21 protein-coding genes are annotated in these 22,580 nt (G+C 72.2%); 18 read left to right on the forward strand and 3 right to left on the reverse strand.

Going from position 1 to position 22,580, the window contains the following annotated elements:
• Window positions 1-15: 15 nt before the first annotated feature.
• Entirely contained in the window at window positions 16-1,026 is a 1,011-nt protein-coding gene (locus ACZ6C6_RS19370) for a helix-turn-helix transcriptional regulator (RefSeq protein WP_469204311.1), read from the reverse strand.
• A 279-nt stretch (window positions 1,027-1,305) separates the two neighbouring features.
• On the opposite strand from ACZ6C6_RS19370, the gene ACZ6C6_RS19375 reads away from it, so the two are divergent.
• Window positions 1,306-1,626 (forward strand): Rieske (2Fe-2S) protein, encoded by a 321-nt coding sequence (locus ACZ6C6_RS19375; protein WP_018102083.1) that lies wholly within the window; start codon window positions 1,306-1,308, stop codon window positions 1,624-1,626.
• A gap of 105 nt (window positions 1,627-1,731) precedes the next feature.
• Here the strand turns inward: ACZ6C6_RS19375 and ACZ6C6_RS19380 are convergent, their stop codons facing one another.
• Window positions 1,732-2,136, reverse strand: coding sequence for a pyridoxamine 5'-phosphate oxidase family protein (locus tag ACZ6C6_RS19380; RefSeq protein WP_361027622.1), 405 nt, complete (start codon window positions 2,134-2,136; stop codon window positions 1,732-1,734).
• Between the two features lie 215 nt (window positions 2,137-2,351).
• Between ACZ6C6_RS19380 and clpB the strand changes: the two genes are divergently transcribed.
• Both clpB and ACZ6C6_RS19390 read left to right on the forward strand, forming a co-directional pair.
• Complete coding sequence (gene clpB, locus ACZ6C6_RS19385; RefSeq protein WP_469204314.1) at window positions 2,352-4,946, forward strand: ATP-dependent chaperone ClpB; 2,595 nt, start codon at window positions 2,352-2,354, stop codon at window positions 4,944-4,946.
• A gap of 170 nt (window positions 4,947-5,116) precedes the next feature.
• Window positions 5,117-5,677, forward strand: coding sequence for a YbjN domain-containing protein (locus tag ACZ6C6_RS19390; RefSeq protein ID WP_469204316.1), 561 nt, complete (start codon window positions 5,117-5,119; stop codon window positions 5,675-5,677).
• A gap of 61 nt (window positions 5,678-5,738) precedes the next feature.
• Here the strand turns inward: ACZ6C6_RS19390 and ACZ6C6_RS19395 are convergent, their stop codons facing one another.
• Window positions 5,739-6,917 (reverse strand): pyridoxal phosphate-dependent aminotransferase, encoded by a 1,179-nt coding sequence (locus ACZ6C6_RS19395; RefSeq protein ID WP_469204318.1) that lies wholly within the window; start codon window positions 6,915-6,917, stop codon window positions 5,739-5,741.
• 135 nt (window positions 6,918-7,052) lie between these two features.
• Here ACZ6C6_RS19395 and ACZ6C6_RS19400 point away from each other — a divergent pair, with 135 nt between their 5' ends.
• From ACZ6C6_RS19400 to ACZ6C6_RS19470, 15 genes are all read left to right on the forward strand, one after another.
• Window positions 7,053-7,355, forward strand: coding sequence for a hypothetical protein (locus tag ACZ6C6_RS19400; protein ID WP_469204320.1), 303 nt, complete (start codon window positions 7,053-7,055; stop codon window positions 7,353-7,355).
• Between the two features lie 338 nt (window positions 7,356-7,693).
• Window positions 7,694-8,215, forward strand: coding sequence for a DUF2617 family protein (locus ACZ6C6_RS19405; RefSeq protein ID WP_469204322.1), 522 nt, complete (start codon window positions 7,694-7,696; stop codon window positions 8,213-8,215).
• 84 nt (window positions 8,216-8,299) lie between these two features.
• On the forward strand, window positions 8,300-9,898 hold the full coding sequence (locus ACZ6C6_RS19410; RefSeq protein ID WP_469204324.1) for a polyamine aminopropyltransferase: 1,599 nt from the start codon (window positions 8,300-8,302) through the stop codon (window positions 9,896-9,898).
• Between the two features lie 103 nt (window positions 9,899-10,001).
• Entirely contained in the window at window positions 10,002-11,090 is a 1,089-nt protein-coding gene (locus ACZ6C6_RS19415) for an SRPBCC domain-containing protein (RefSeq protein WP_469204691.1), read from the forward strand.
• Between the two features lie 21 nt (window positions 11,091-11,111).
• Window positions 11,112-11,909, forward strand: a complete 798-nt coding sequence (locus ACZ6C6_RS19420; RefSeq protein ID WP_469204326.1) for an aldose epimerase family protein — start codon at window positions 11,112-11,114, stop codon at window positions 11,907-11,909.
• Window positions 11,910-11,991: 82 nt separating this feature from the next.
• Complete coding sequence (pyrE, locus tag ACZ6C6_RS19425) at window positions 11,992-12,531, forward strand: orotate phosphoribosyltransferase (protein ID WP_326737181.1); 540 nt, start codon at window positions 11,992-11,994, stop codon at window positions 12,529-12,531.
• A gap of 201 nt (window positions 12,532-12,732) precedes the next feature.
• Entirely contained in the window at window positions 12,733-13,755 is a 1,023-nt protein-coding gene (fbaA, locus tag ACZ6C6_RS19430) for a class II fructose-bisphosphate aldolase (protein WP_469204328.1), read from the forward strand.
• Window positions 13,756-13,991: 236 nt separating this feature from the next.
• A complete protein-coding gene (locus ACZ6C6_RS19435; protein ID WP_469204330.1) occupies window positions 13,992-15,158 on the forward strand; it encodes a MalY/PatB family protein in 1,167 nt (388 codons plus the stop codon).
• A gap of 45 nt (window positions 15,159-15,203) precedes the next feature.
• Window positions 15,204-16,724, forward strand: a complete 1,521-nt coding sequence (locus ACZ6C6_RS19440) for an MFS transporter (RefSeq protein WP_469204332.1) — start codon at window positions 15,204-15,206, stop codon at window positions 16,722-16,724.
• Window positions 16,725-16,817: 93 nt separating this feature from the next.
• Complete coding sequence (locus ACZ6C6_RS19445) at window positions 16,818-17,231, forward strand: DUF3151 domain-containing protein (RefSeq protein WP_361027655.1); 414 nt, start codon at window positions 16,818-16,820, stop codon at window positions 17,229-17,231.
• 157 nt (window positions 17,232-17,388) lie between these two features.
• Entirely contained in the window at window positions 17,389-18,237 is an 849-nt protein-coding gene (locus ACZ6C6_RS19450; protein WP_469204334.1) for a tryptophan 2,3-dioxygenase family protein, read from the forward strand.
• Entirely contained in the window at window positions 18,230-19,426 is a 1,197-nt protein-coding gene (kynU, locus tag ACZ6C6_RS19455; protein WP_469204336.1) for a kynureninase, read from the forward strand. Before ACZ6C6_RS19450 ends, kynU begins: the two co-directional genes overlap by 8 nt.
• A 188-nt stretch (window positions 19,427-19,614) precedes the next feature.
• Complete coding sequence (locus ACZ6C6_RS19460; RefSeq protein ID WP_469204338.1) at window positions 19,615-20,490, forward strand: alpha/beta hydrolase family protein; 876 nt, start codon at window positions 19,615-19,617, stop codon at window positions 20,488-20,490.
• Window positions 20,491-20,634: 144 nt separating this feature from the next.
• On the forward strand, window positions 20,635-21,894 hold the full coding sequence (locus ACZ6C6_RS19465; RefSeq protein ID WP_469204692.1) for a sensor histidine kinase: 1,260 nt from the start codon (window positions 20,635-20,637) through the stop codon (window positions 21,892-21,894).
• Window positions 21,891-22,571 carry a response regulator transcription factor gene (locus ACZ6C6_RS19470; protein ID WP_365677154.1) on the forward strand — a complete coding sequence of 227 codons (681 nt, stop codon included), beginning with the start codon at window positions 21,891-21,893 and terminating at the stop codon, window positions 22,569-22,571. Before ACZ6C6_RS19465 ends, ACZ6C6_RS19470 begins: the two co-directional genes overlap by 4 nt.
• The last annotated feature ends 9 nt before the right edge of the window (window positions 22,572-22,580 follow it).

The following is a 22,580-nucleotide window of genomic DNA, read 5'->3' on the forward strand; positions in this document are numbered from 1 at the left end:
GGGGCCGGCTGCCGGTCAGGAATCCTGGTCCAGGATTCCTGACCGGGCGATCAGGTAGCCGAGTTGGGCGCGGCTGGTGCTGCCGAGAACGGCGGACAGTTTTGCCACGTGGGCCCGGCAGGTACGCACGTTCATGCCGAGGCGGCGGGCTATGGCTTCGTCCACGTGCCCCTCCACGAGGAGTTGGGCGATGGAGCGTTGAACACCCGTGATGCCGTCGCGTGCCGGATTGTAGGGCGCGGCCTCGTTCAGCGGGACGGCCCTGCTCCAGAGCTGTTCGAATACCTTCGTCAGGTACGCGACCAGGCCGGGGTGCCGCAGCTCCAGCGCGATGGGCGGGTCGTCCCTGGCCGGAATGAACGCCACAGTGTCGTCGCAGATGATGAGGCGCTCGATGAGTTCCTCCAGCGTCCGGATCTCCATGCGGGCGCCGGCCATGAGGTCCACGTACGCGTAGGTGCGCTGGCTGTGCCTGACGGTGTGCTGGTAGAGCGTGCGGACGCTGATCCCGGAATCGATGAGAGGCTTGCTGCGCGCCAGGGCCTCGCTCAGCACCTCCTCGCTGCGCTTGCCTCCCGGCTGGACGGTCAGCACCTCTTGCCGGCTCTCGGAAATGGCCAGATCCAGCGCCCCGTTGATCCGGTCGATGCCCTCCAGCACTGTGATCGCGTGCGTGGCGGCGGGCCGCTGCGCACTGATCGCCATGAAAGGTTCGAACGCGTTGGTCAGTTCCACCGACGTGCGCCTGCGGTCCTGGATCTCGCGTTCCAGGGGATGGAGCCGCTGTGCGAGCGCGGCGGACGGCGGAACCGGGCGGAGCCAGGAATCGTCGTCGGGGTCGGGCAGCAGAAGGCCGAATTCGATCAGGCAGGGAGCCGGTTGCACCTCGGTTCGGGCGATGCGCCCGACGCCCAGCGCGGCCGAGTACAGCCTGACCCCGTCGGCACATAGATCCGCCACCGAATGAGTATGTGCCGGTTTGGCATCGATTGCGGGCAAAGCTCCACCCCCCAGGGTCCTGAACATTCAGGAACATGATGCATCGGTTCTGTGGCTTTGACGTGTCCGAATGAGCCATCGTCTTCTAGTGGAGCGGGGGAGACGATTCCATCAAGTGAGGACGAAGCCGGCTATGTTCAAGAGATTGCTTCGCTCAGTGCTTGGCACTGTAGTTGCGGCTGCTGCGCTGCTGCTCATGGCGCAGGTCTCTCCGCCAGACCTCGGATCGGGCAGCGACTCCGTAGCCATCGGTACTCTGCCGCAGGGCGACGTGGGGTGGGGTTACTCGATTCCTCAGGACCGGCCTTGACCACCCCTCCGGACGACCGGACCTTCCGGCGTGAGATGGCGACCGCCTACCGGTCAGGGTGGCATTTCATCGACCTCGTCACGGCGCTGCCCCACCGTGGTGACTCGTTGATGGTCACCCTGTTCGGCGACCCGGTCGTCGTCGCCCGCGAGGACGACGGCGAGGTCCGCGCCTACCGGTGCCTGCGCAAGCCGCGGGGCGCGCCGCAACCGGTGCGCTGTGCCATTCGGTACGACATGATCTTCGTGAATCTCGCGCAGCGTGACCATCAGCTGTTCGAGCCAGAAACCATTGCCGCCACCCCCCACAGTGCCTGAGCGATCCCCCGTCGTTCCACGTCGCTCAGTCACTTCCCCCACACAACGGCGCCACCGTGACCTGAACACGGTGGCGCCGTTGTGCTTTGCCCGCGGGCCGCACGCTCAGCCGCGGCCGAGCGCCCGGTCCAGGGTGATCTCGATGACGACCCGGTCCGGGTTGGGCGACGGCACCCGGTCGTAGCGCTCCGTGTGGCGACGTACGGCCTCCGCGACGCGCTCCGGGTCCGTGCTGATCCGGGCCACGCCCTCCAGGGTCGCCCAGCGGCGGCGGTGCACCTGGCACGCGGCGACCCGGGCGCCGTCCGGACCCGCGGCCAGGATGTTGGCCACCTTGCGGCTGTGCTTGTTGGTGATGACCCGGGCGAGGCCGGCCTCGGGGTCGTACGTCACGCACACCGGGACCACGTGCGGGGTGCCGTCGGGGCGGGGTGTGGTGAGGGTGCACACGTGGTTCTCGCGCCAGAACGCGAGGTACTCAGGGCTCGGCTGGTGTACGTCGACTGCCATGGACCCCAGCGTATGCGGGCGGGAACGGCCAGCGGTGGCGGGTGCCCGCAGGGGCCGCTTCACTCGGAGGAAGGGGCGCGGCGCGTTTTCGCCTTGAGTGGAATGCGCTCAACTCTCGGCGCGCGCAGCCTTGAGTGGAATAGACTCAACTTTGTACACGTTGACCGTGTCAGTAAGAGGAACGGACTCGTCATCGCAAGGAGGAGACAGCGCACGTGGACGCCGAGCTGACCAACAGGAGCAGGGACGCCATCAACGCGGCCACCAGCAGGGCCGTGAAGGACGGGCATCCCGATCTGACCCCGGGGCATCTGCTGCTCGCGCTGCTCGCGGGTGAGGACAACGAGAATCTGGTCGATCTGCTGGCCGCCGTCGAGGCCGACCAGATCGCCGTTCGCACCGAGACGGAACGGCTCCTGGCCGCGCAGCCCAGCGTGACCGGGTCGACCGTCGCGCCGCCCCAGCCCAACCGCGAACTGCTCGCCGTCATCGCGGACGCCGCGCAGCGCGCCAAGGAGCTGGGCGACGACTACGTCTCCACCGAGCACCTGCTGATCGGGACCGCCGCAAAGGGCGGCCGTGCCGGTGAGATCCTCGACGGGCAGGGGGCCAGTGCGAAGAAGCTGCTGGACGCGTTCGAGAAGAGCAGGGGAGGGCGCCGGGTGACCACTCCCGACCCGGAGGGCCAGTACAAGGCCCTGGAGAAATTCGGCACGGACTTCACCGCCGCCGCGCGCGAGGGCAAGCTCGACCCGGTCATCGGCCGGGACCAGGAGATCCGCCGCGTCGTCCAGGTGCTCTCGCGGCGCACCAAGAACAACCCGGTGCTCATCGGCGAGCCCGGCGTCGGCAAGACCGCCGTGGTCGAAGGGCTCGCCCAGCGCATCGTGAAGGGCGACGTTCCCGAATCCCTCAAGGACAAGCGGCTCGTCTCGCTCGACCTCGGTGCCATGGTCGCGGGCGCGAAGTACCGCGGCGAGTTCGAGGAGCGCCTGAAGACCGTCCTCTCCGAGATCAAGGAGAGCGACGGCCAGATCATCACGTTCATCGACGAGCTGCACACCGTCGTGGGCGCGGGCGCCGGCGGCGACTCCGCGATGGACGCGGGCAACATGCTCAAGCCGATGCTGGCCCGCGGCGAGCTGCGGATGGTCGGCGCGACCACGCTGGACGAATACCGCGAGCGGATCGAGAAGGACCCCGCCCTGGAGCGCCGCTTCCAGCAGGTGCTGGTCGCCGAGCCGTCCGTGGAGGACACCATCGCGATCCTCCGCGGCCTCAAGGGGCGTTACGAGGCCCACCACAAGGTCCAGATCGCCGACGCGTCCCTGGTCGCCGCCGCGACCCTGTCCGACCGCTACATCACCTCCCGCTTCCTGCCCGACAAGGCCATCGACCTGGTGGACGAGGCGGCCTCGCGGCTGCGCATGGAGATCGACTCCTCGCCCGTCGAGATCGACGAGCTGCAGCGCTCCGTCGACCGTCTGCACATGGAGGAGCTGGCCCTCAGGAACGAGACCGACGCCGCCTCCAAGCAGCGCCTGGAGAAGCTGCGCCGCGACCTCGCCGACAAGGAGGAGGAGCTGCGCGGCCTCAACGCCCGCTGGGAGAAGGAGAAGCAGGGCCTCAACCGGGTCGGTGAGCTGAAGGAACGCCTGGACGACCTGCGCGGCCAGGCCGAACGCGCCCAGCGCGACGGCGACTTCGACACCGCGTCGAAGCTGCTGTACGGGGAGATCCCCGGCCTGGAACGCGAGCTGGCCGAGGCCGACGAGGCCGAGCAGGAGGCCGCCCGCGAGCCCAAGGAGACCCTGGTCAAGGAAGAGGTCGGACCGGACGACATCGCGGACGTCGTGGGCGCCTGGACCGGCATCCCGGCCGGCCGCCTCCTGGAGGGCGAGACGCAGAAGCTGCTGCGCATGGAGTCGGAGCTGGGCAAGCGCCTGATCGGGCAGACCGAGGCCGTGCAGGCCGTCTCGGACGCGGTACGCCGCACCCGCGCCGGCATCGCCGACCCCGACCGCCCGACCGGCTCGTTCCTCTTCCTCGGCCCGACCGGGGTCGGCAAGACCGAGCTGGCGAAGGCCCTCGCGGACTTCCTCTTCGACGACGAGCGGGCCATGGTCCGCATCGACATGAGCGAGTACAGCGAGAAGCACAGCGTCGCCCGGCTGGTCGGCGCCCCGCCCGGTTACGTCGGTTACGAGGAGGGCGGCCAGCTCACGGAGGCGGTCCGCCGCCGCCCGTACAGCGTCGTCCTGCTGGACGAGGTCGAGAAGGCCCATCCCGAGGTCTTCGACATCCTGCTCCAGGTCCTGGACGACGGGCGGCTCACCGACGGACAGGGCCGGACGGTGGACTTCCGGAACACCATCCTGATCCTGACGTCCAACCTCGGCAGCCAGTACCTGACCGACCCCCTGACCAAACCGGAGGAGAAGAAGAGCCAGGTCCTGGAGGTCGTCCGGGCCTCCTTCAAGCCGGAGTTCCTGAACCGGCTGGACGACCTGGTGGTCTTCTCCGCGCTGTCTGGCGACGAGCTGGCGCACATCGCGGGCCTTCAGATCGACCGGCTCGCGAGGCGCCTGGCCGACCGGCGGCTCACGCTGGACGTCACCCCGGAGGCCCTGGCCTGGCTGGCCGAGGAGGGCAACGACCCGGCGTACGGTGCCCGGCCGCTGCGCCGCCTCATCCAGACGGCGATCGGCGACCGGCTCGCCAAGGAGATCCTGGCGGGCGAGATCAGGGACGGCGACACGGTCCGCGTGGACCGCTTCGAGGACGGCCTGATCGTCGGAGCGGCGAGCTGAGAGCCGCCGCGCCGACGCGGTAAGCGGAATCCGTACGGCGTCATCGGAAGGCCCCGGCCCCGTTCCCGCCCGCTGAATATCAGCTTGTGGCGGATCGGGGCCTTCCGGGCTTGCCATGCCCCGCCCGGCATAAGAGAGGATGGCAGCCAACCGCACGAAGGGAAGTAACGGTGAGCATCGATCCGTCCTCGATTCCTAACTTCGGGGCCCAGCCCGAACCGCAGGCGGCAGGACCGGAGGGCCCCGTCGTCCCTGACCAGGACCTCGTCAAGCAGCTGCTCGACCAGATGGAGCTGAAGTACGTCGTTGACGACGAGGGCGACCTCGCCGCTCCGTGGGAGGAATTCCGCACGTACTTCATGTTCCGCGGCGAAGGCGAGCAGCAGGTCTTCTCGGTCCGTACGTTCTACGACCGCCCGCACGCCACGGACCAGCGCCCGGTCCTCCTCGACGCGATCGACGACTGGAACCGCCGCACCCTGTGGCCCAAGGTCTACACGCACACCCACGAGCCCGAGGAGGGCGAGGAGGCCGGCCCGTCGGTCCGCCTGATCGGTGAGGCGCAGATGCTCATCGGCACCGGCGTCTCCCTGGAGCACTTCGTCTCCTCGACGGTCAGCTGGGTGCGCGCCTCCATCGAGTTCGACAAGTGGCTCCTGGAGCGCCTGGGCCTGGCCCCGGCCGAGCAGAAGTCCGAGGACGGCACGGAGCAGTCCGCTCCGGACGCCTGAGTCCTCTCCGCACGCGTGAAGAGGCCCGGCCGGGGGAACCCGCGCCGGGCCTCTTCACGCGTCAGAGCCGCTTCAGCCGGGACACGGCCTCCTGGAGCACGTCCGTCCGTTTGCAGAACGTGAAGCGGACGAAGGGGGCGCCCTGGTCGCGGTGGTCGTAGAAGACGGCGTTGGGGACGGCCACCACTCCGCAGCGCTCCGGCAGTGCCCGGCAGAACGCGATGCCGTCACCGGCCGCGTCGAGCGGGCGGATGTCGGTGGTGACGAAGTAGGTGCCGGCCGGGCGGTAGACCGCGAATCCGGCCTCCGCGAGGCCCGCGCAGAGCAGGTCCCGCTTGGCGCGCAGGTCCGCCCGCAGATCCTCGTAGAAGCTGTCGGGCAGCCGCAGCGCCTCGGCGACGGCGTACTGGAGCGGGCCGCCGGAGACGTACGTCAGGTACTGCTTCGCCGAGCGCACCGCCGTCACCAGCTCGGCACTGCCGGTGACCCAGCCGATCTTCCAGCCGGTGTAGGAGTACGTCTTGCCGGCCGACGAGATGGTGACCGTGCGGTCGCGCATGCCGGGGAAGCCGGCCAGCGGCAGGTGTTCCCCCTCGAAGACCAGGTGCTCGTAGACCTCGTCGGTGACGACGAGGAGGTCGTGCTCGCGGGCCAGCTCGGCGATGGCCTCCAGTTCCTCGCGGCTCAGCACCGTGCCGGTCGGGTTGTGCGGGGTGTTGATCAGCAGCAGCCGGGTACGGCGTGTGACCGCCGCGCGCAGTTCGTCCAGATCCAGCCGGTAGGTGCCGGCGGAGGTGTCGGGGCGCAGCGTGACGGGAACGCGCGTCGCGCCCGCCATCGCGATGCAGGCGGCGTACGAGTCGTAGTAGGGCTCCAGCGCGATGACCTCGTCGCCGGGCTCCAGGAGCGCCAGGAGCGAGGCGGCGATGGCCTCGGTGGCGCCCGCGGTGACCAGCACCTCCGTGTCGGGGTCGAAGGCCAGGCCGTAGCGCCGCTGCTGGTGCCCGCTGATCGCGGTGCGCAGCTCGGGGACGCCGGGGCCGGGCGGGTACTGGTTTCCCTTGCCCTCCCGCACAGCGCGGGCAGCGGCCTCGCGGACCTCCTCGGGGCCGTCGGTGTCGGGGAATCCCTGGCCGAGATTGATGGCTCCGGTGCGGACGGCCAGCGCGGACATCTCCGCGAAGATCGTCGTGCCGAACTCGGCGAGGCGGCGGTTGAGCAGCGGTCGTCCGTGTGTCATGGCCGCCATCCTGCGCGCAAGCTCTGGACTTGCTCAAGTCTGCTTTGGCCGTACGGCGGCGGGGGCATCTCCCCTGCACGCCGGACGGGCGCGGAGCGGGGGGCCTCGCTTCGGGGGAAGGAAGGACGTGAGGTCATGGGCGGTGTGCTGGTCGGTCTGATTCTGGTCGTGCTGGTCGTGGTCCTCGTCGCGATGCTGGCGGGGGCCGGCGGACGGGGGCGTACGCCGGCGCGCAGCAGGCGGCGCGGTACGGCGGGCGGCTCGGCCGCCGGGGGCAGCTGGTGGGCCGGGGACAGCGGCGGCGGCTCGTCCTGCGGCAGCGGAGGCGGGCACTCCGGTGGCGGTGGGCACTCGGGCGGCGGTGGGCACTCGGGCGGCCACTCCTGCGGCGGAGGGTCCTCGTGCGGCGGGGGCTCCTCCTGCGGCGGGGGCAGCTGACACGGGGCAGTTGGTCCGCGAGGGCGTGTCAGCGGACACGCCCCGGGGCCCGGTGGGAGGCGCGGCGCACGCGCCAAGTCCCGCCGGGCTCCTTTTTGTTGGGGTGTCCGGCGGGTCTGCGGTGAACAGGTGAGCGGAAGGCCCCCCGAGTGGGATGGAAACCCCGGCAAGTTGGGCAAAAACGCTGTGAGTGCGGCGTAGTTCGTGATTCCCTCGTTGGAGAGAACATTCAGCCCTCGGACCCCAGTTGGACCTGATCGGGCGCTTCCCACCTCCCACGCGCACGACGCGGGGGCGTCCCCTGTCCATGTGTCCATGCGTGTTTGCGGAGCCGACCCATGCTCACGACCCTCCATACGGCCTATTCCGATACCCGTGCCGCCGATCTGGCCTGGGCGCTGGGGCGCGAACCGCTCCCGGCGCTGGCCGTCCTCGACCTCGAACTCGCCGGTGCCACCCTGCAGTTGCGGCTGCTCGGCGCCTCCCACCAGGTGCTCCTGGAGGAGGAGCAGGGCAGCTGTTCCGAGACCGTCGCCTGTATGCCCGGCAGCAGCACCCCGCTGCCGCTGGGCGTCGCCAAGCGGATCGGTGGCTGGGAGTACGAGTTCGCGGCACGCGTCGAGACGCTGAACGCGGGCTCCTTCGCCGGGCGCGCGCAGGAGTTGCTGGCGCTCGTCGCCGACCACCCGCACGGCCTGGCCGGAACGTTTCCGGGCAGCCCACACGCCTTCACGGCGATGCTCGCCCAGCGGACCGAGGGCCAGGTGCGCTGGCGCACCTGGCACGCGTACCCGCAGGAGGGGCAGCTCGTGGTGACGCGGACCCGGGTGGGCGTGCGTATGCCCGCGGTGGCGCTGTGACGCACGCCCGCCGCGCCCCGGGTGCGCCAGATGCACCCTTGTGGGTGACAAGCGGCGAGCGATCGGTGACGTAGCGTTCGCGGCATGATCGACCAGCAGGTGTCGCTGCGAGGGGGCGCGGCGCGGCTTCCCGTGCGGCCGAGGACCGGTCGGTACCTCGTCCTGGCCGCCGTCTTCGTCTGTGCCGCCTGCGGACTGGTGTACGAGCTCGAACTGGTGGCGCTCGCTTCCTACTTGATCGGTGACTCGGTCACCCAGGCGTCCGTCGTGCTCTCCGTGATGGTGTTCGCGATGGGGATCGGCTCGCTGCTCGCGAAACGTTTACGCGGCCGGGCGGCGGTGGGCTTCGGTCTGATCGAGACGGCGCTCGCCCTCGTGGGCGGCTTCTCGGCGCTGGTGCTCTACGCGTCGTTCGCCTGGTTCGGCGAGTCGAGATACGCGCTGGTCGGGTTCTCGCTGACGATCGGCATCCTGATCGGTGCGGAGATCCCCCTGCTGATGACGCTGATCCAGCGGGTGGACCGGCAGGACGCGGGCGGGGCCGTCGCCGACCTGTTCGCGGCGGACTACGTGGGCGCGCTCGTCGGCGGCCTCGCCTTCCCGTTCCTGCTGCTGCCGATGCTCGGCCAGCTCACCGGCGCGCTGCTGACCGGTGCGGTGAACGCGGCGGCGGGCGGGGCGCTGGTGCTGTGGGTGTTCCGGCGGGACCTGACCCCCGGGGCACGGTGGCTGCTCATCGCCGCCAATGTCACGGTGATCGCGGTGCTGGCCACGGCCGCGCTGCTGGCCGACGACTTCGAGCGCGTGGCGCGGCGCGCGGTGTACGGGGACCAGGTGCGGGTCGCCGTGCAGACCGATGTGCAGGAGGTCGTGCTGACCGGGGCCGGGCGCAGCTCCCTGGACCTCTATCTGGACGGGCGGCTGCGGGTCAGCTCCCGCGACGAGTACCGCTACCACGAGGCACTGGTGCACCCGGCGATGAACGGGACGCGCGCCAGGGTCCTGATCCTGGGCGGCGGGGACGGGCTGGCGGCGCGGGAGGTGCTGCGCTACCCGGACGTGCGGAGCGTGACCCTGGTCGAGCTGGACCCGGCCGTCACCCGACTGGCCCGTACGGACCACGCGCTTTCCGCGCTAAACGCGCACGCGCTGGACGATCCCCGCGTGACGACGGTGACCGGTGACGCGTTCACCTGGCTGCGGACCGCCCGCGGCCGCTACGACGTCGTGATCTCCGACCTCCCCGACCCCGGGATCTCCGCGAGCACGAAGCTCTATTCGGCGGAGTTCTACGGTCTGGTCGCCGAAGCGCTCGCACCGGGCGGGCGGCTCGCGGTGCACGTGGGGCCGCCCGTCTCGCGGCCGCGCACCTACTGGACGGTCGACGCCTCCATGCGGGCGGCAGGGCTGCGTCCGCGCCCCTATCGGATCAGCGGGCGCGAGTCGGGCTCCGCGGCCGGCCCCGACCGGGCCGAGGGCGGCGCGGACGGGGCCGGCGGCTGGGGGTTCCTGCTGGCCGGGAGGGCGTCGACGCCCGCGCTCGGCCTGGACCCGGACGCGCCCGCCCTGCGCTCCCTGAGCGTGCCGGGGCTGCTTGACGCGGGGCGCAGGGCGGAGGCCGGGCGGCTTTCCGGCCTCGCGCCGTCGACGCTGGTGCACCCGCGCTACTGGGAGGAGCGGTGAGGTCGCGGGCATGCGCGGTGCCGGAGGTGCGGGGCGGTCGCGGATGCGGAAGCGCTGACGGGACGGCCGGGGCTGAGTAGGCTCGTTCACCATGGAGCATGAGGTGTTCGTTCCGGTTCCGGTCCCGGCCCTGCGGCGGACGCTGGGCGACCCTGCCCGGGTCGCCCGCTGTGTACCGGGGTTCCAGCAGGACGCCGACGCGGCGGCGGGCCCCCTGGCGGGGCGGCTCAGAATCCGGGCGGGCGGCCACACCATCACCTACCGGGGCACGCTGCGCCTGACACCGTTGCCGGGTGACCCGGACGTGGATTCCGTGCACGCCGTCCTGGTGGAGGGCGAGGGCGTGGAGGCCCGCGGCGGGGGTTCGGCGAAGCTCACGCTCACCCTCCGGCTGGCGGAGGGCGACGAGGGCACGTCGATCACCTTCGAGGGCGGTGCGAGCGGTGACGGCCGCCTGCGCGACCTGGAGCCGGCGGCGGCGCTGTCGACGGCCCACCGCCTGCTGGACCGGTTCGCCCAGCAGCTCGTGACGGAGTCGCTGGCCGCCCGGGGCGAGGGCGCGGCCGACGAGGCGTGGGGCGGCGGGGCGGAGGGCGGCGGAGCTTCCGCCGGTACGCCGGAGACGCCGGGCGCGGCCGAGGTCACCGCCGATGAGCTGGCCGTCGGGGAGGCCGTGGAGAAGGCGCTCGAAGAGGCCGCCGAGGACGCGGACGAGACCGGGCCCGAGCCCTCGGCCGGGTCCCCGCTCAGCGGCTCCGGACCCCTGAGCGGCGCCGACGAGACGCTGCCGACGCACGAGGCCGCCCCCGACGAGGCCCCGGGCGCGGAGCAGCCGGGCGAGCGGGGCGCGCAGCCGGGCGCACAGCAGGACGGGGAACGGGACGGGGAGCCGTCGCAGGGCGCGGAGTCGCTGTTCGACGCACCCGTCCCGCCGTCGTCGCTGGACCCCGTCGCCGGGATCGAGTTCACCGTGCCGGACGGGCCTCCGGCCGAGGCGGCACACGCCAGGCGCACCATGATCGGGCGCAGCGCGGAGGAGGTCGACCACGCGCCGCCGCGCGGCCGGTACGCCCCCGTGCCCTCGCCGGATTCGGGCGGTGCGGGTGCGACGCTGCGCTGGGTCGCCCCGGCGGCGGCCCTGGCCCTCGCCTCCGCGGTGGTCGTCAGCCGGGCGTTGCGGCGGCGGAGGTAGCGGCGCCAGTAGGGTCGTGCCGTGAGCAGTAGCGAGAAGGACGTCCGGCTCTCCGTCGGCGACACAGAGTTGACCGTGAACCCCGCCAACGGCTGCCGGATCAGCAGCCTGCGGATCGGCGGTACCGAACTGCTGCGGCAGGGGGAGCGGTACGGCTGCTTCCCGATGGTGCCGTGGTGCGGCCGGACCGAGAACGGACAGTTCCGCGACGGTGGCGTCCTCCACCAGTTGCCGCTGACCGCGCCGCCGCACGCCATCCATGGCACGGGCCGCGACACGGCGTGGCACACCGCCCTGGAGAGCGGCACCCAGGCGTCGTTCTACTACGACCTGGCCGACCCCTGGCCGTACCCGGGCCGGGTGACCCAGACCTTCGAACTGGCCGAGGACTCCCTCACGTTGGCCTTCGGCATTGAGACGTACGGGGACTCCTTCCCGGCCCAGGCGGGCTGGCACCCGTGGTTCCGGCGTCGCCTCGACACCGGCGAGGAGGCCCGTATCGACTTCGACGCGGCCTGGCAGGAGGAGCGCGGCGAGAACCACCTGCCGACCGGCCGCCGGATTCCGCCCCGGCCCGGCCCGTGGGACGACTGCTTCGGGATGCCGGACGGTGTCGACGTCACGCTCACCTGGCCGGAGCGGCTGGAGCTGACGGTCAAGAGCCGGTCCGAGTGGGTCGTGATCTACGACGAGCAGGACGAGGCGGTCTGCGTGGAGCCGCAGTCGGGCCCGCCCAACGGGCTGAACACCGACCCGCGCTATGTCACCCCGGTCGACCCGCTGGAGATCGCCACCACCTGGAGCTGGCGCCGGCTCTGAGCGCGGGAGGCCCGGCCGTCGGTGGACGGGCTCGTGCCCTCGGCGGGCCGCCGCGGAAAACGCGCGCCTTATCCTCGTAGCCATGACTGACGTACGCGCTGAGCTGCTCCAGCAGATCAAGGACAAGGCCGTGGTTCACGGCAAGGTGACGCTCTCCTCCGGCCTGGAGGCCGACTGGTACATCGATCTGCGCCGCATCACGCTGGACGGCAAGGCCGCCCCGATGGTCGGTCAGGTCATGCTCGACGCGACTGCCGAGCTGGACTACGACTGCGTGGGCGGGCTGACGCTCGGCGCCGACCCGGTCGCCACCTCGATGCTGCACGCCTCCGCGGCCCGTGGCCAGGAGCTGGATGCCTTCGTCGTCCGCAAGGCGCAGAAGGCCCACGGGATGCAGCGCCGGATCGAGGGCACGGACGTGAAGGGCCGTCGCTGCCTCGTCGTCGAGGACACCTCGACCACCGGCGGCTCGCCGCTGACCGCCGTCGAGGCCGTGCGCGAGGCCGGTGGCGAGGTCGTGGCCGTCGCCGTGATCGTGGAGCGCGGTGCCGCTCCGGCCATCGCCGAGGCGGGCCTTCCGTACGTCCACGTCTACTCGGTCCCGGACCTCGACCTGGCGTGACCTGCGGGTTTCTCCGGAGGCGGTCGGTTTCACGTGAAACCGACCGCCTTTGTCGTATCCCTGCGAACGGGTACCCCCGATCCTGGGGGACACCGCCGGGTGGAGCCGGAACCAGAGTCTGGGAAGATGGGGGCGACGATGACGTCGCCCCCAGGTCAGGGACCCAGCAACGCACACCCGCACATCCCAAGGAGCGGACAGATGCCCATCGCAACCCCCGAGGCATACGCCGAGATGCTCGACCGGGCGAAGGCAGGCAAGTTCGCCTACCCGGCCATCAACGTGACGTCGACCCAGACCCTGCACGCCGCCCTGCGCGGCTTCGCGGAGGCCGAGAGCGACGGCATCGTGCAGATCTCGACCGGCGGCGCGGAGTTCCTGGGCGGCCAGTACAACAAGGACATGGTCACGGGCGCCGTCGCCCTCGCCGAGTTCGCGCACATCGTCGCCGCCAAGTACGACGTCACCGTCGCGCTGCACACGGACCACTGCCCCAAGGACAAGCTGGACGGCTACGTCCGTCCGCTGCTCGACATCTCCGCCGAGCGCGTCGCCAAGGGCCTGAACCCGCTGTTCCAGTCGCACATGTGGGACGGCTCCGCCGAGACGCTGGCCGACAACCTGGCCATCGGCCAGGAGCTGCTGGCCAAGGCCGCCGCTGCCAAGATCATCCTTGAGGTCGAGATCACCCCGACCGGTGGCGAGGAGGACGGCGTCACCCACGAGATCAACGACGAGCTCTACACCACGGTGGACGACGCGCTGCGCACCGCCGAGGCGCTGGGTCTGGGCGAGAAGGGCCGCTACCTGCTGGCCGCCTCGTTCGGCAACGTGCACGGCGTCTACAAGCCGGGCAACGTCGTCCTGCGCCCGGAGCTCCTCAAGGACCTCCAGGAGGGTGTCGGCGCCAAGTACGGCAAGACGTCGCCGTTCGACTTCGTCTTCCACGGCGGCTCCGGCTCCACCGCCGAGGAGATCACCACCGCGCTGGAGAACGGCGTCGTGAAGATGAACCTCGACACCGACACCCAGTACGCCTTCACCCGCCCGATCGTGGACCACATGTTCAGCAACTACGACGGTGTGCTGAAGGTCGACGGCGAGGTCGGCAACAAGAAGGTCTACGACCCGCGCAGCTGGGGCAAGTCCGCCGAGGGCGGCATGGCCAAGCGCGTCACGGAGGCGTGCGCCAACCTGCGCTCCACCGGCACCAAGCTGAAGTAATCCGGTACGGATGTGTGGCGTGGGGCCGGCCCCCCCCCGGGGGGCGGGGCCCCCGCCGGGGCGGCCCCCGCCCCCCCCCCCCCGGGGGGCGGCCCGGGGGCCCCCCCCCCCCCCCCCCCCCCCCCGCCCCCCCCCCCGGCGCGGGGGGGGGGGGGGGGGGGGGCGCCCCCCCCCCGGGGGGGGGCCCGCCCCCACGGCATGTCCGGACCCGTCACGCACGACCCGAGGGAACAGCTGTGAGTACGTCCTACGACTTCGACACCGTGATCGACCGCCGCGGAACCTGGTGCGTCCAGTGGGACGGGGTCGCGGACCGCTTCGGGGTGGACGGGCTGCTGCCGTTCACCATCTCCGACATGGACTTCGAGACCGCACCCGAGGTGCTGGCCGCCCTGCGCACCCGGCTCGAACACGGCGTGCTCGGTTACACGGACTGGCGGCTGGGCGACTTCCGGCCGGCCATCGCCCACTGGTACGCGACGCGGTACGACACCGCGATCGACACCGGGAGCCTGGTGTACGGGCCGTCCGTGCTCAGCCAGCTCTCGCAGCTGCTCCAGATGTGGACGTCCGAGGGCGACGGCGTGGTCCTGCACACGCCCACGTACGACGGCTTCCGCAAGGCGGTCCACGGGCTCGGGCGGGAGCTGCGGGGCGTGCCGCTGGGGGACACGGACGCGCTGGAACGGGAGCTCGCGCGCCCGGACAGCAAGGTCCTCCTGGTCTGCTCCCCGCACAACCCGTCCGGTCGGGTGTGGACGGAGACGGAGCTCGCCGGGATGGCGGAGCTCGCCGCGCGCCACGGGGTGGCCGTGATCAGCGATGAGATCCACGCGGACTTCGTGCACGGCGGACGCCCGCACGTGCCGTGGAGCCGGGTGGGCGGCGATGCGCGCTGGGCGGTCATCACCTCGGCCTCGAAGTCGTTCAACTTCCCGGCGCTGACCGGGTCGTACGGCCTCATCGGGCGGCCGGAGGACCGGACCGAGTATCTGCGCCGGATGGAGACGGCGGAGGGCCTCGCCTCACCGGCGGTGCTCTCGCTGACCGCGCACATCGCCGCGTACCGCGAGGGCGGCCCGTGGCTCGACGCGGTACGCGCATACGTCGTGGAGAACCTGGCCCTGGTCGCCGACCGGCTGAACGCCGCGTTCCCCGCCCTGGAGTGGGAGCCGCCGCAGGCCGGATACCTGGCCTGGATCGATCTGCGGCGCGCGGGCGTCCGGGACGACGAGGCGTTGCAGCGCGTACTGATCGAGCGGGAGCGCGTCGCGGTGATGCCCGGCAGCACCTACGGGGCCGAGGGCTTCGTGCGGCTCAACGTGGGATGCGCGCGGAGCAAGGTCGAGACGGGGCTCGATGCGCTGATCCGGGGCATCGAAGCCGTACGGGTCGCCGGCTGAGGGCTCCGGGTGGCCCTTCGGCCTGGTGCCGACGATGCTGAGGCCATGGAGAAGAGCGAGGCGGACGGTCCCGCGATCCGGGTGGCCTCCGCCGCCGGGCGCTGGGTCGTCCTGACGACGGTGCTCGGGTCGAGCATGGCCATGCTCGACTCCACCGTCATCAACGTCGCCCTGCCCCGCATCGGCGACGACCTGGGCACCGACCTGGCCGCGCTCCAGTGGACCGTCAACGCCTACATGCTGACCCTGGCGGGACTGATCCTGCTGGGCGGGGCGCTCGGTGACCGCTACGGCCGGAGGCGGGTCTTCGTGGTCGGCGTCATCTGGTTCGCCGCCGCCTCGCTGGTCTGCGGCCTCGCGCCGAACGCCCCCGTGCTCATCGCCGCCCGCGCCCTCCAAGGGGTCGGCGGTGCGCTGCTGACGCCCGGCTCGCTGGCCCTGATCCAGGCGAGCTTCCATCCCGACGACCGGGCCCGCGCGGTCGGGCTGTGGTCCGGGTTCGGCGGGGTCGGCGCCGCCGTGGGGCCGTTCCTGGGCGGCTGGCTGGTCGACGGACCGGGCTGGCGCTGGGTGTTCCTGCTCAACCTGCCGCTCGCAGCCGTCTGCGTGCCCGTCGCGCTGCGCCACGTACCGGAATCGCGGGACCCGGACGCGCGGGGGCGTTTCGATGTCGCCGGGGCTGCTCTCGGCGCCCTCGCGCTCGCACTGGTGACGTACGCGCTGATCGCCGCGCCGGGGCAGGGCGCTTCCCCGGCCGTGATCGGGTCGGCGGTGGGCGGGGTGCTCCTCGGTGCCGCCTTCGTCCAGCTCGAACGACGGCGGGCACACCCGATGCTGCCGCCCTCGGTGTTCGCCTCCCGGCAGTTCACCGCCGTCAACATCGTCACCCTGTGCGTGTACGCGGCGCTCGGCGGCTACTTCTTCCTCTCCGCGATCCAGCTCCAGGTCGTCGCCGGCTACTCGGCGCTGGGCGCCGGCACCGCGCTGCTGCCGACCACCCTCCTGATGCTGCTGTTCTCGGCCGCCTCGGGCGAGCTGGGCCAGCGCATCGGCCCGCGCATCCCGCTCACCGCCGGGCCGCTGATCGCCGCTGCCGGGATGCTGCTGATGCTGCGCGTGGGGGAGGGCTCCAACTCCTTCACCGGCTACCTGACCGACGTACTGCCCGCCGTGGCCGTGCTGGGCGTCGGGCTCGTCACCGTCGTGGCGCCCCTCACCGCGACCGTCCTGGCCTCCGTGGACACCGGCCGGGCCGGGCTCGCCAGCGGCATCAACAACGCCGCCGCACGCGCCGCCGGCCTGATCGCGGTGGCCGCGCTGCCGCTGCTCGCCGGCATGGGGCCGGAGGCGTACCGGGACGCCGGGGAGTTCGCCGCGACGTTCCGGCGGGCCATGCCGATGTGCGCCGGACTGCTGGTGCTCGGCGCGCTGATCGCCTGGCTGACCGTACGCACGCCCGCCCCCGTGGACGACACCGCGCGGCCGGAGTGCGCGGTGCACTGCGGCGTCACGAGCCCGCCGCTGGAACCCGAACCGGCGGCCGCCCCGCCGGACACCACCGGTTGAGGCGCGCGGAGCACCCGCGGCCGCCGCACGGGCCGGGGCGGGATTCGGCCCCACCCGGTCCTCGGCGGGCCCCGTGCCAGGCACACTGGGAGCATGTCGATCCACGAGAACCTGCTCGGGGGCCCGCCCCCGACCCACCTGCCCGACGACCCGGAGCCGCGCGAACTGCTCGCCGCCGGCACCGCGCCCGCCGACGTCGCCGCGAAGTACCCGACCTCCTCGCTGGCCTGGGCGCAGCTCGCCGACGAGGCGTTCGAGGGCGGCCGGGTCATCGAGTCGTACGCCTACGCCCGCACCGGCTACCACCGCGGCCTCGACGCGCTGCGCCGGGCCGGCTGGAAGGGGCACGGCCCCGTACCGTTCGAGCACGAGCCGAACCGCGGCTTCCTCCGCGCCCTGCACGCCCTCGCGCGGGCCGCGCAGTCGATCGGCGAGCAGGAGGAGTACGAGCGCTGCTCGACGTTCCTGCGCGACTCCTCGCCGACCGCCGCCGAGACCCTCGGCTAGCCGACGCCGTACCGCAGGCCCCGCAATTCCGCATCCGCGACTGCGGGGCCTGCGCGTGTCCGGAGCAGGCGTTTAGTATGCGAACAGGGGACCGGGGCTCCACTTCCGAAGGGAAGGGGCGGACCGCTACCCGGAAGCTCGTGTCGAGGAGACAGCGATGTCGACGATTCACCCCGACCCCGAAGCCACCGGTGCGGCGACCCCGCACCTCGACTTCGCGGGCACGACTCCGTACGAGGACTATGTCCAGGCGGATGTCCTGACCCACCTCCAGCACCTCCGCTCGGACGATCCCGGCGAGATGGTCTTCCTGGTCACCACCCAGGTCATGGAGCTGTGGTTCACCGTCATCGTCCATGAGTGGGAGACCGCCGCGCACGCGATGCGCGAGGACCGCCTGGACGTCGCGCAGGACGCGCTGAAGCGGTCGCTGCGCGAACTGGAGGCCCTGAACGCCTCCTGGACGCCGCTCGCCCAGCTCACTCCCGCCCAGTTCAACTCCTACCGGTCCTCGCTCGGCGAGGGTTCCGGTTTCCAGTCGGCGATGTACCGGCGGATGGAATTCCTGCTCGGCGACAAGTCCGCGTCCATGCTGGTGCCGCACCGGGGCGCGCCCCGCGTCCACGCGGAGCTGGAGAAGGCCCTCGCGGAGCCCGGTCTGTACGACGAGGCCCTCGCCCTGCTCGCCCGGCGCGGGCACGCGATCCCGGAGTCCGTGCTCGGCCGCGACCTGACCCGGAAGTACGAGCCGTCGCCCGAGGTCGAGGCCGTCTGGACGGAGATCTACGCCAACCCGGACCAGAACGACGAGCTGGTCCGCCTCGGCGAGGTACTGACGGACGTCGGCGAGCTGGTGTGGCGATGGCGCAACGACCATCTCCTCGCGACCCGGCGGGCCATGGGCTCCAAGACCGGCACCGGCGGCTCGGCCGGCGTGGCCTGGCTGGAGAAGCGCGCCACGAAGAACGTGTTCCCCGAGCTCTGGACGGCCCGCAGCCATGTCTGACCTGCAGGAGCGCGCACAGGCGCTCGACACCGCGGACACCCTCGCGCCGCTGCGCGAGCTGTTCACCCTGGACGACACGGTCTACCTGGACGGCAACTCGCTCGGCGCGCTGCCGCGCCATGTGCCCGCCCGGGTGCAGGAGGTCCTCACCCGCGAGTGGGGTGAGCTGCGCATCCGGTCCTGGGGCGAGAGCGGCTGGTGGACGGCGCCGGAACGGGTCGGTGACCGCATTGCCCCGATCGTCGGCGCGGCGGCCGGCCAGATCGTCGTCGGGGACTCGACCAGCGTGAACGTCTTCAAGGCCCTCGTCGCCGCGACCCGGCTGGCGCCGGAGGGCCGCGACGAGATCCTGGTCGACGCGCAGACGTTCCCCACGGACGGCTACATCGCCGCTTCGGCGGCGCGGATGACCGGCCACCGGATCGTGCCGGTCGCACCCGCCGACGTGCCGGGCGCGGTCGGTCCGCGGACCGCCGCCGTGCTGCTCAACCACGTCGACTACCGGTCGGGCCGGCTGCACGACCTGCCGGGGCTGACCGCCGCGGTGCGGGCCGCGGGCGCGATCGCCGTCTGGGACCTGTGCCACAGCGCGGGCGCGCTCCCGGTCGGTCTGGACGAGCACGGCGTGGACCTGGCGGTCGGCTGCACGTACAAGTACCTCAACGGCGGCCCCGGTTCGCCCGCCTACCTGTACGTCGCCGAGCGCCACCAGGCGTCCTTCGACTCGCCCCTGCCGGGGTGGACGTCGCATGCCGACCCGTTCGCGATGACGCCCGGCTACACCCCGGCGGACGGTGCGGTCCGGGGCCGGGTCGGCACGCCGGACATCCTGTCCATGCTGGCCCTGGAGGCGTCCCTCGACGTCTGGGACGGGGTCGGGATCGACGCGGTCCGGGCCAAGTCCCTGGCGCTGACGGACTTCTTCCTGGAGTGCGTCGAGGCGTACGCCCCCGAGGGCCGGGTCACTTCCGTCACCCCGGCCGCCCACGCGGAGCGCGGCAGCCAGGTCGCGCTGCGGTGCGACGACGCCGAACCCGTGATGGCCGAGCTGATCGCGCGCGGAGTCGTCGGGGACCTGCGCCGCCCGGATGTGCTGCGCTTCGGTTTCACACCGCTGTACGTGGGGTTCGCGGACGCGGAACGCGCGGCGCGGGTGCTCGCGGAGGTTCTGGGCGCTCCGGCGGCGTAGGCTGCCGCATCCGTCCGGTGACCGGCTCGCCCCGGTCACCGGACGGCGCCGTGCGGGGGCTCGCGCGGGGCGGGGGCGGCGCGGTGCGCGAGGGTGCCGATTCCCGGCGGGCGGGGCGGCCCCCCGTACTGGTACCGTCCCCGCAGGTCAGGCCAGTTGGGCCGGACGACAGGGAGGGTGGGAGCAGGATGTCGGATTCCGCCGCGCGCGAGCGGGACGCCGCCGAGACCGAGTCGGCCTTCTCGCATCCGGCGGTCGCCCCCGACGCGTCCGCCGCCTACGGCAGCCACCCCGACCAGGTCATCGACTTCTACGCCCCGCGCGGGGGCCGCACCGGCGCGCCGGTCGTGGTCGTGCTGCACGGGGGCGCGTGGCGGGCTCCGTACGACCGGACGCATGTGTCGCCGTTCGCGGGCTTCCTGGCCCGGCACGGGTTCGCCGTGGCCAGTGTGGAGTACCGGCGGGGCAGCGAGCTTCCGCAGCAGCGCGGGACCGGCCCGGTCGCGGGGCGCTGGCCGGAGACCTTTGACGACGTCGCCGCGGCGATGGACGCGCTGCCGGAGCTGCTGGCGCGGGAACTGCCGGCGGCGGACGTCCGCCGGATCGTCGTCACGGGCCACTCGGCGGGCGGGCAGCTGGCCCTGTGGGCCGCCGCCCGGCACGTACTGCCGGAGGGGTCGCCGTGGCGGCTCCCGAGGCCGCCCGCGCTGCGGGGTGTGGTGGCGCTGGCGCCGATCGCGGACTTCGGCACGGCGGTCGCGCTCGACGTGTGCTCGGGGGCCATCGGGCAGTTCCTGGGGGCTGCGGAGGACTTCGCCGAGCGGAGCGCGCACGCCGATCCGTCCCGGCTGCTGCCCACGGGCATCGCGACCGCGGTCGTCCAGGGCACGACGGACCTCACGGTTCCGGCGGCCGTCTCCGAGGCGTTCGTGGACGCGGCGGCGAAGGAGGGCGAGACGGTGGGGCTGACGCTGCTGCCGGACGTCGGCCACTTCCCGCTGATCGACCCGGCCGCCGACGCGTGCGCGGTGGTCGCGGAGGAGATCGCCCAGCTCGCCTGGTAGGTGCGTGGGGGCGCGCGTAGTACTTGCGACGGACGGCCGGGAATCCGCAACACTGCTGACGACCCGGCCCGCCGCCCCGCCTACCGTGGATGCGTGACCGAGACCAAGACCAGAAGCCCGGAGCTACGGCTCGCCGCGCGTGTGATGGACGACCTCTGGGAAGACCTCTTCGAGGACGCCTTCGCCTACCGGCCGATGTCACCGATGCGCACGGACGGGGTTCTGACCGGGCGGCTGCCGCGTGGGCTCGCCGCACGGGCCGCGTGGTTCCCGCACGCGGTGGTGCTGGGCGTCGCGCTGATCACCTTCATGGCGGGGTTCACCGTCACTGGCGACGCCGGGGTCCTGCTGTCCGGGCTGCTGCCCGCCGTCTGCGTCGCGATGACGCTGATCAGGCCGGTCGGGGCGTTCTGGATGTCGATGGTCCTGATGCCGGTGAGCGTGGTGGTCGGCGGCTACGAACCGTGGTCGCCGGGCCTCTTCATCTCCCATCTGGTGGTGCTGTTCGTCGTCGCGGCCAGGACCAGGCCGCGCACCGCCGCCTGGATGTGGGTGCTCACGCTGCTGCTGGGCCTCGTCGTGGAGGGTGTCGTCACCGGCGGGGCCGGCGGGCCGAACACCGCGGGCATGGCGGTGGCTTCGGCCTTCGCCCTGCTCGTGGTGAGCATGGTCCAGGTCCGGCGGGAGGCGCAGCGCGAGGTCACCGTGCAGCGCACCGTCACCGCCGTCGAGCGCGACCGGCGCACGCTGCTGGAGGAGCGCACCACGATCGCCCGCGAACTCCACGACGTGGTCGCCCACCACATGTCCGTCGTCGCCATCCAGGCCGAGGCCGCCCCGTACCGGGTGGAGAACCCGCCGCCGGAGCTGGAGCAGGCGTTCGTCACGATCCGGGAGAACGCCGTGGCCGCGCTCACCGAACTGCGCCGGGTTCTCGGCGTCGTCCGGGCCGACGACTACGAGGCACCGGACGCGCCGCAGCCCACCCTCGCCGACCTCGACCGGCTGCTGACCAACGTCGGGGAGGCGGGCCTGGTGACGGAGAAGGCGGTGACCGGCGCGGTGCGCGAACTGCCCCAGGGCGTCGAGCTGTCGGCGTACCGGATCATCCAGGAGGCGCTCAGCAACAGCCTGCGGCACGCCCCGGGCGCCACGGCCAGGGTCGAGATCGGTTACGTACTCGGCGGGCTGGGCCTGCGCGTGGTCAACGGACCGCCGACCGCCCCGGTGAAGCCGTCGCCGGGCGCCGGGCACGGGATCACCGGGATGCGGGAGCGGGTCGCGATGCTGAACGGCGAGATGACCGCCGAGCCCACCGAGGAGGGCGGTTACGAGGTGACGGCCTTCATCCCGGCCCAGCAGACCGTGCCCGGCGTGTCCGGTGCCTTCAAGGAGCAGGCATGACGACGCAGCCGGCCGGTCCGCCGATCCGGGTCCTGATCGTGGACGACCAGATGATGGTCCGCGAGGGCTTCTCGGTCCTGCTCAACGCCATGCCGGGCATCGAGGTCGTCGGCGAGGCGGTGAACGGCCGCGAAGCCGTCTCCCAGGTCGCCGCGCTCCGCCCCGACGTGGTGCTGATGGACATCCGCATGCCGGAGCTCAACGGCATCGAGGCGACCCGCGAGATCGTCGCCGCGGACGCGGACGCGAAGGTCCTCGTGCTCACCACCTTTGACCTGGACGAATACGTCTACCAGGCCCTGCGCGCGGGGGCCTCCGGCTTCCTGCTCAAGGACGCCTCGGCCCGCCAGCTGGCCGACGGGGTGCGTGTGGTCGCCTCCGGAGAGGCGCTGCTGGCCCCCACAGTGACGCGGCGCCTGATCACCGAGTTCTCCCGACTCGCCTCCGCTCCCCGCCCTCCGGCCCTGGCCCGGGTCGGCGACCTCACCGAGCGCGAGACGGAGGTGCTCGTCCTCATCGCCCAGGGCCTGTCGAACGCGGAGATCGCCGGACACCTGGTCGTCGCCGAGTCGACCATCAAGACCCATGTGAGCCGCATCCTGGTCAAACTCGGCCTCCGTGACCGCACCCAGGCCGCCGTCTTCGCCTACGAGGCCCGCCTGGTCACCCCTTCCTGAGCACGGTGG

This window comes from Streptomyces sp. NPDC041814 (assembly GCF_055590565.1).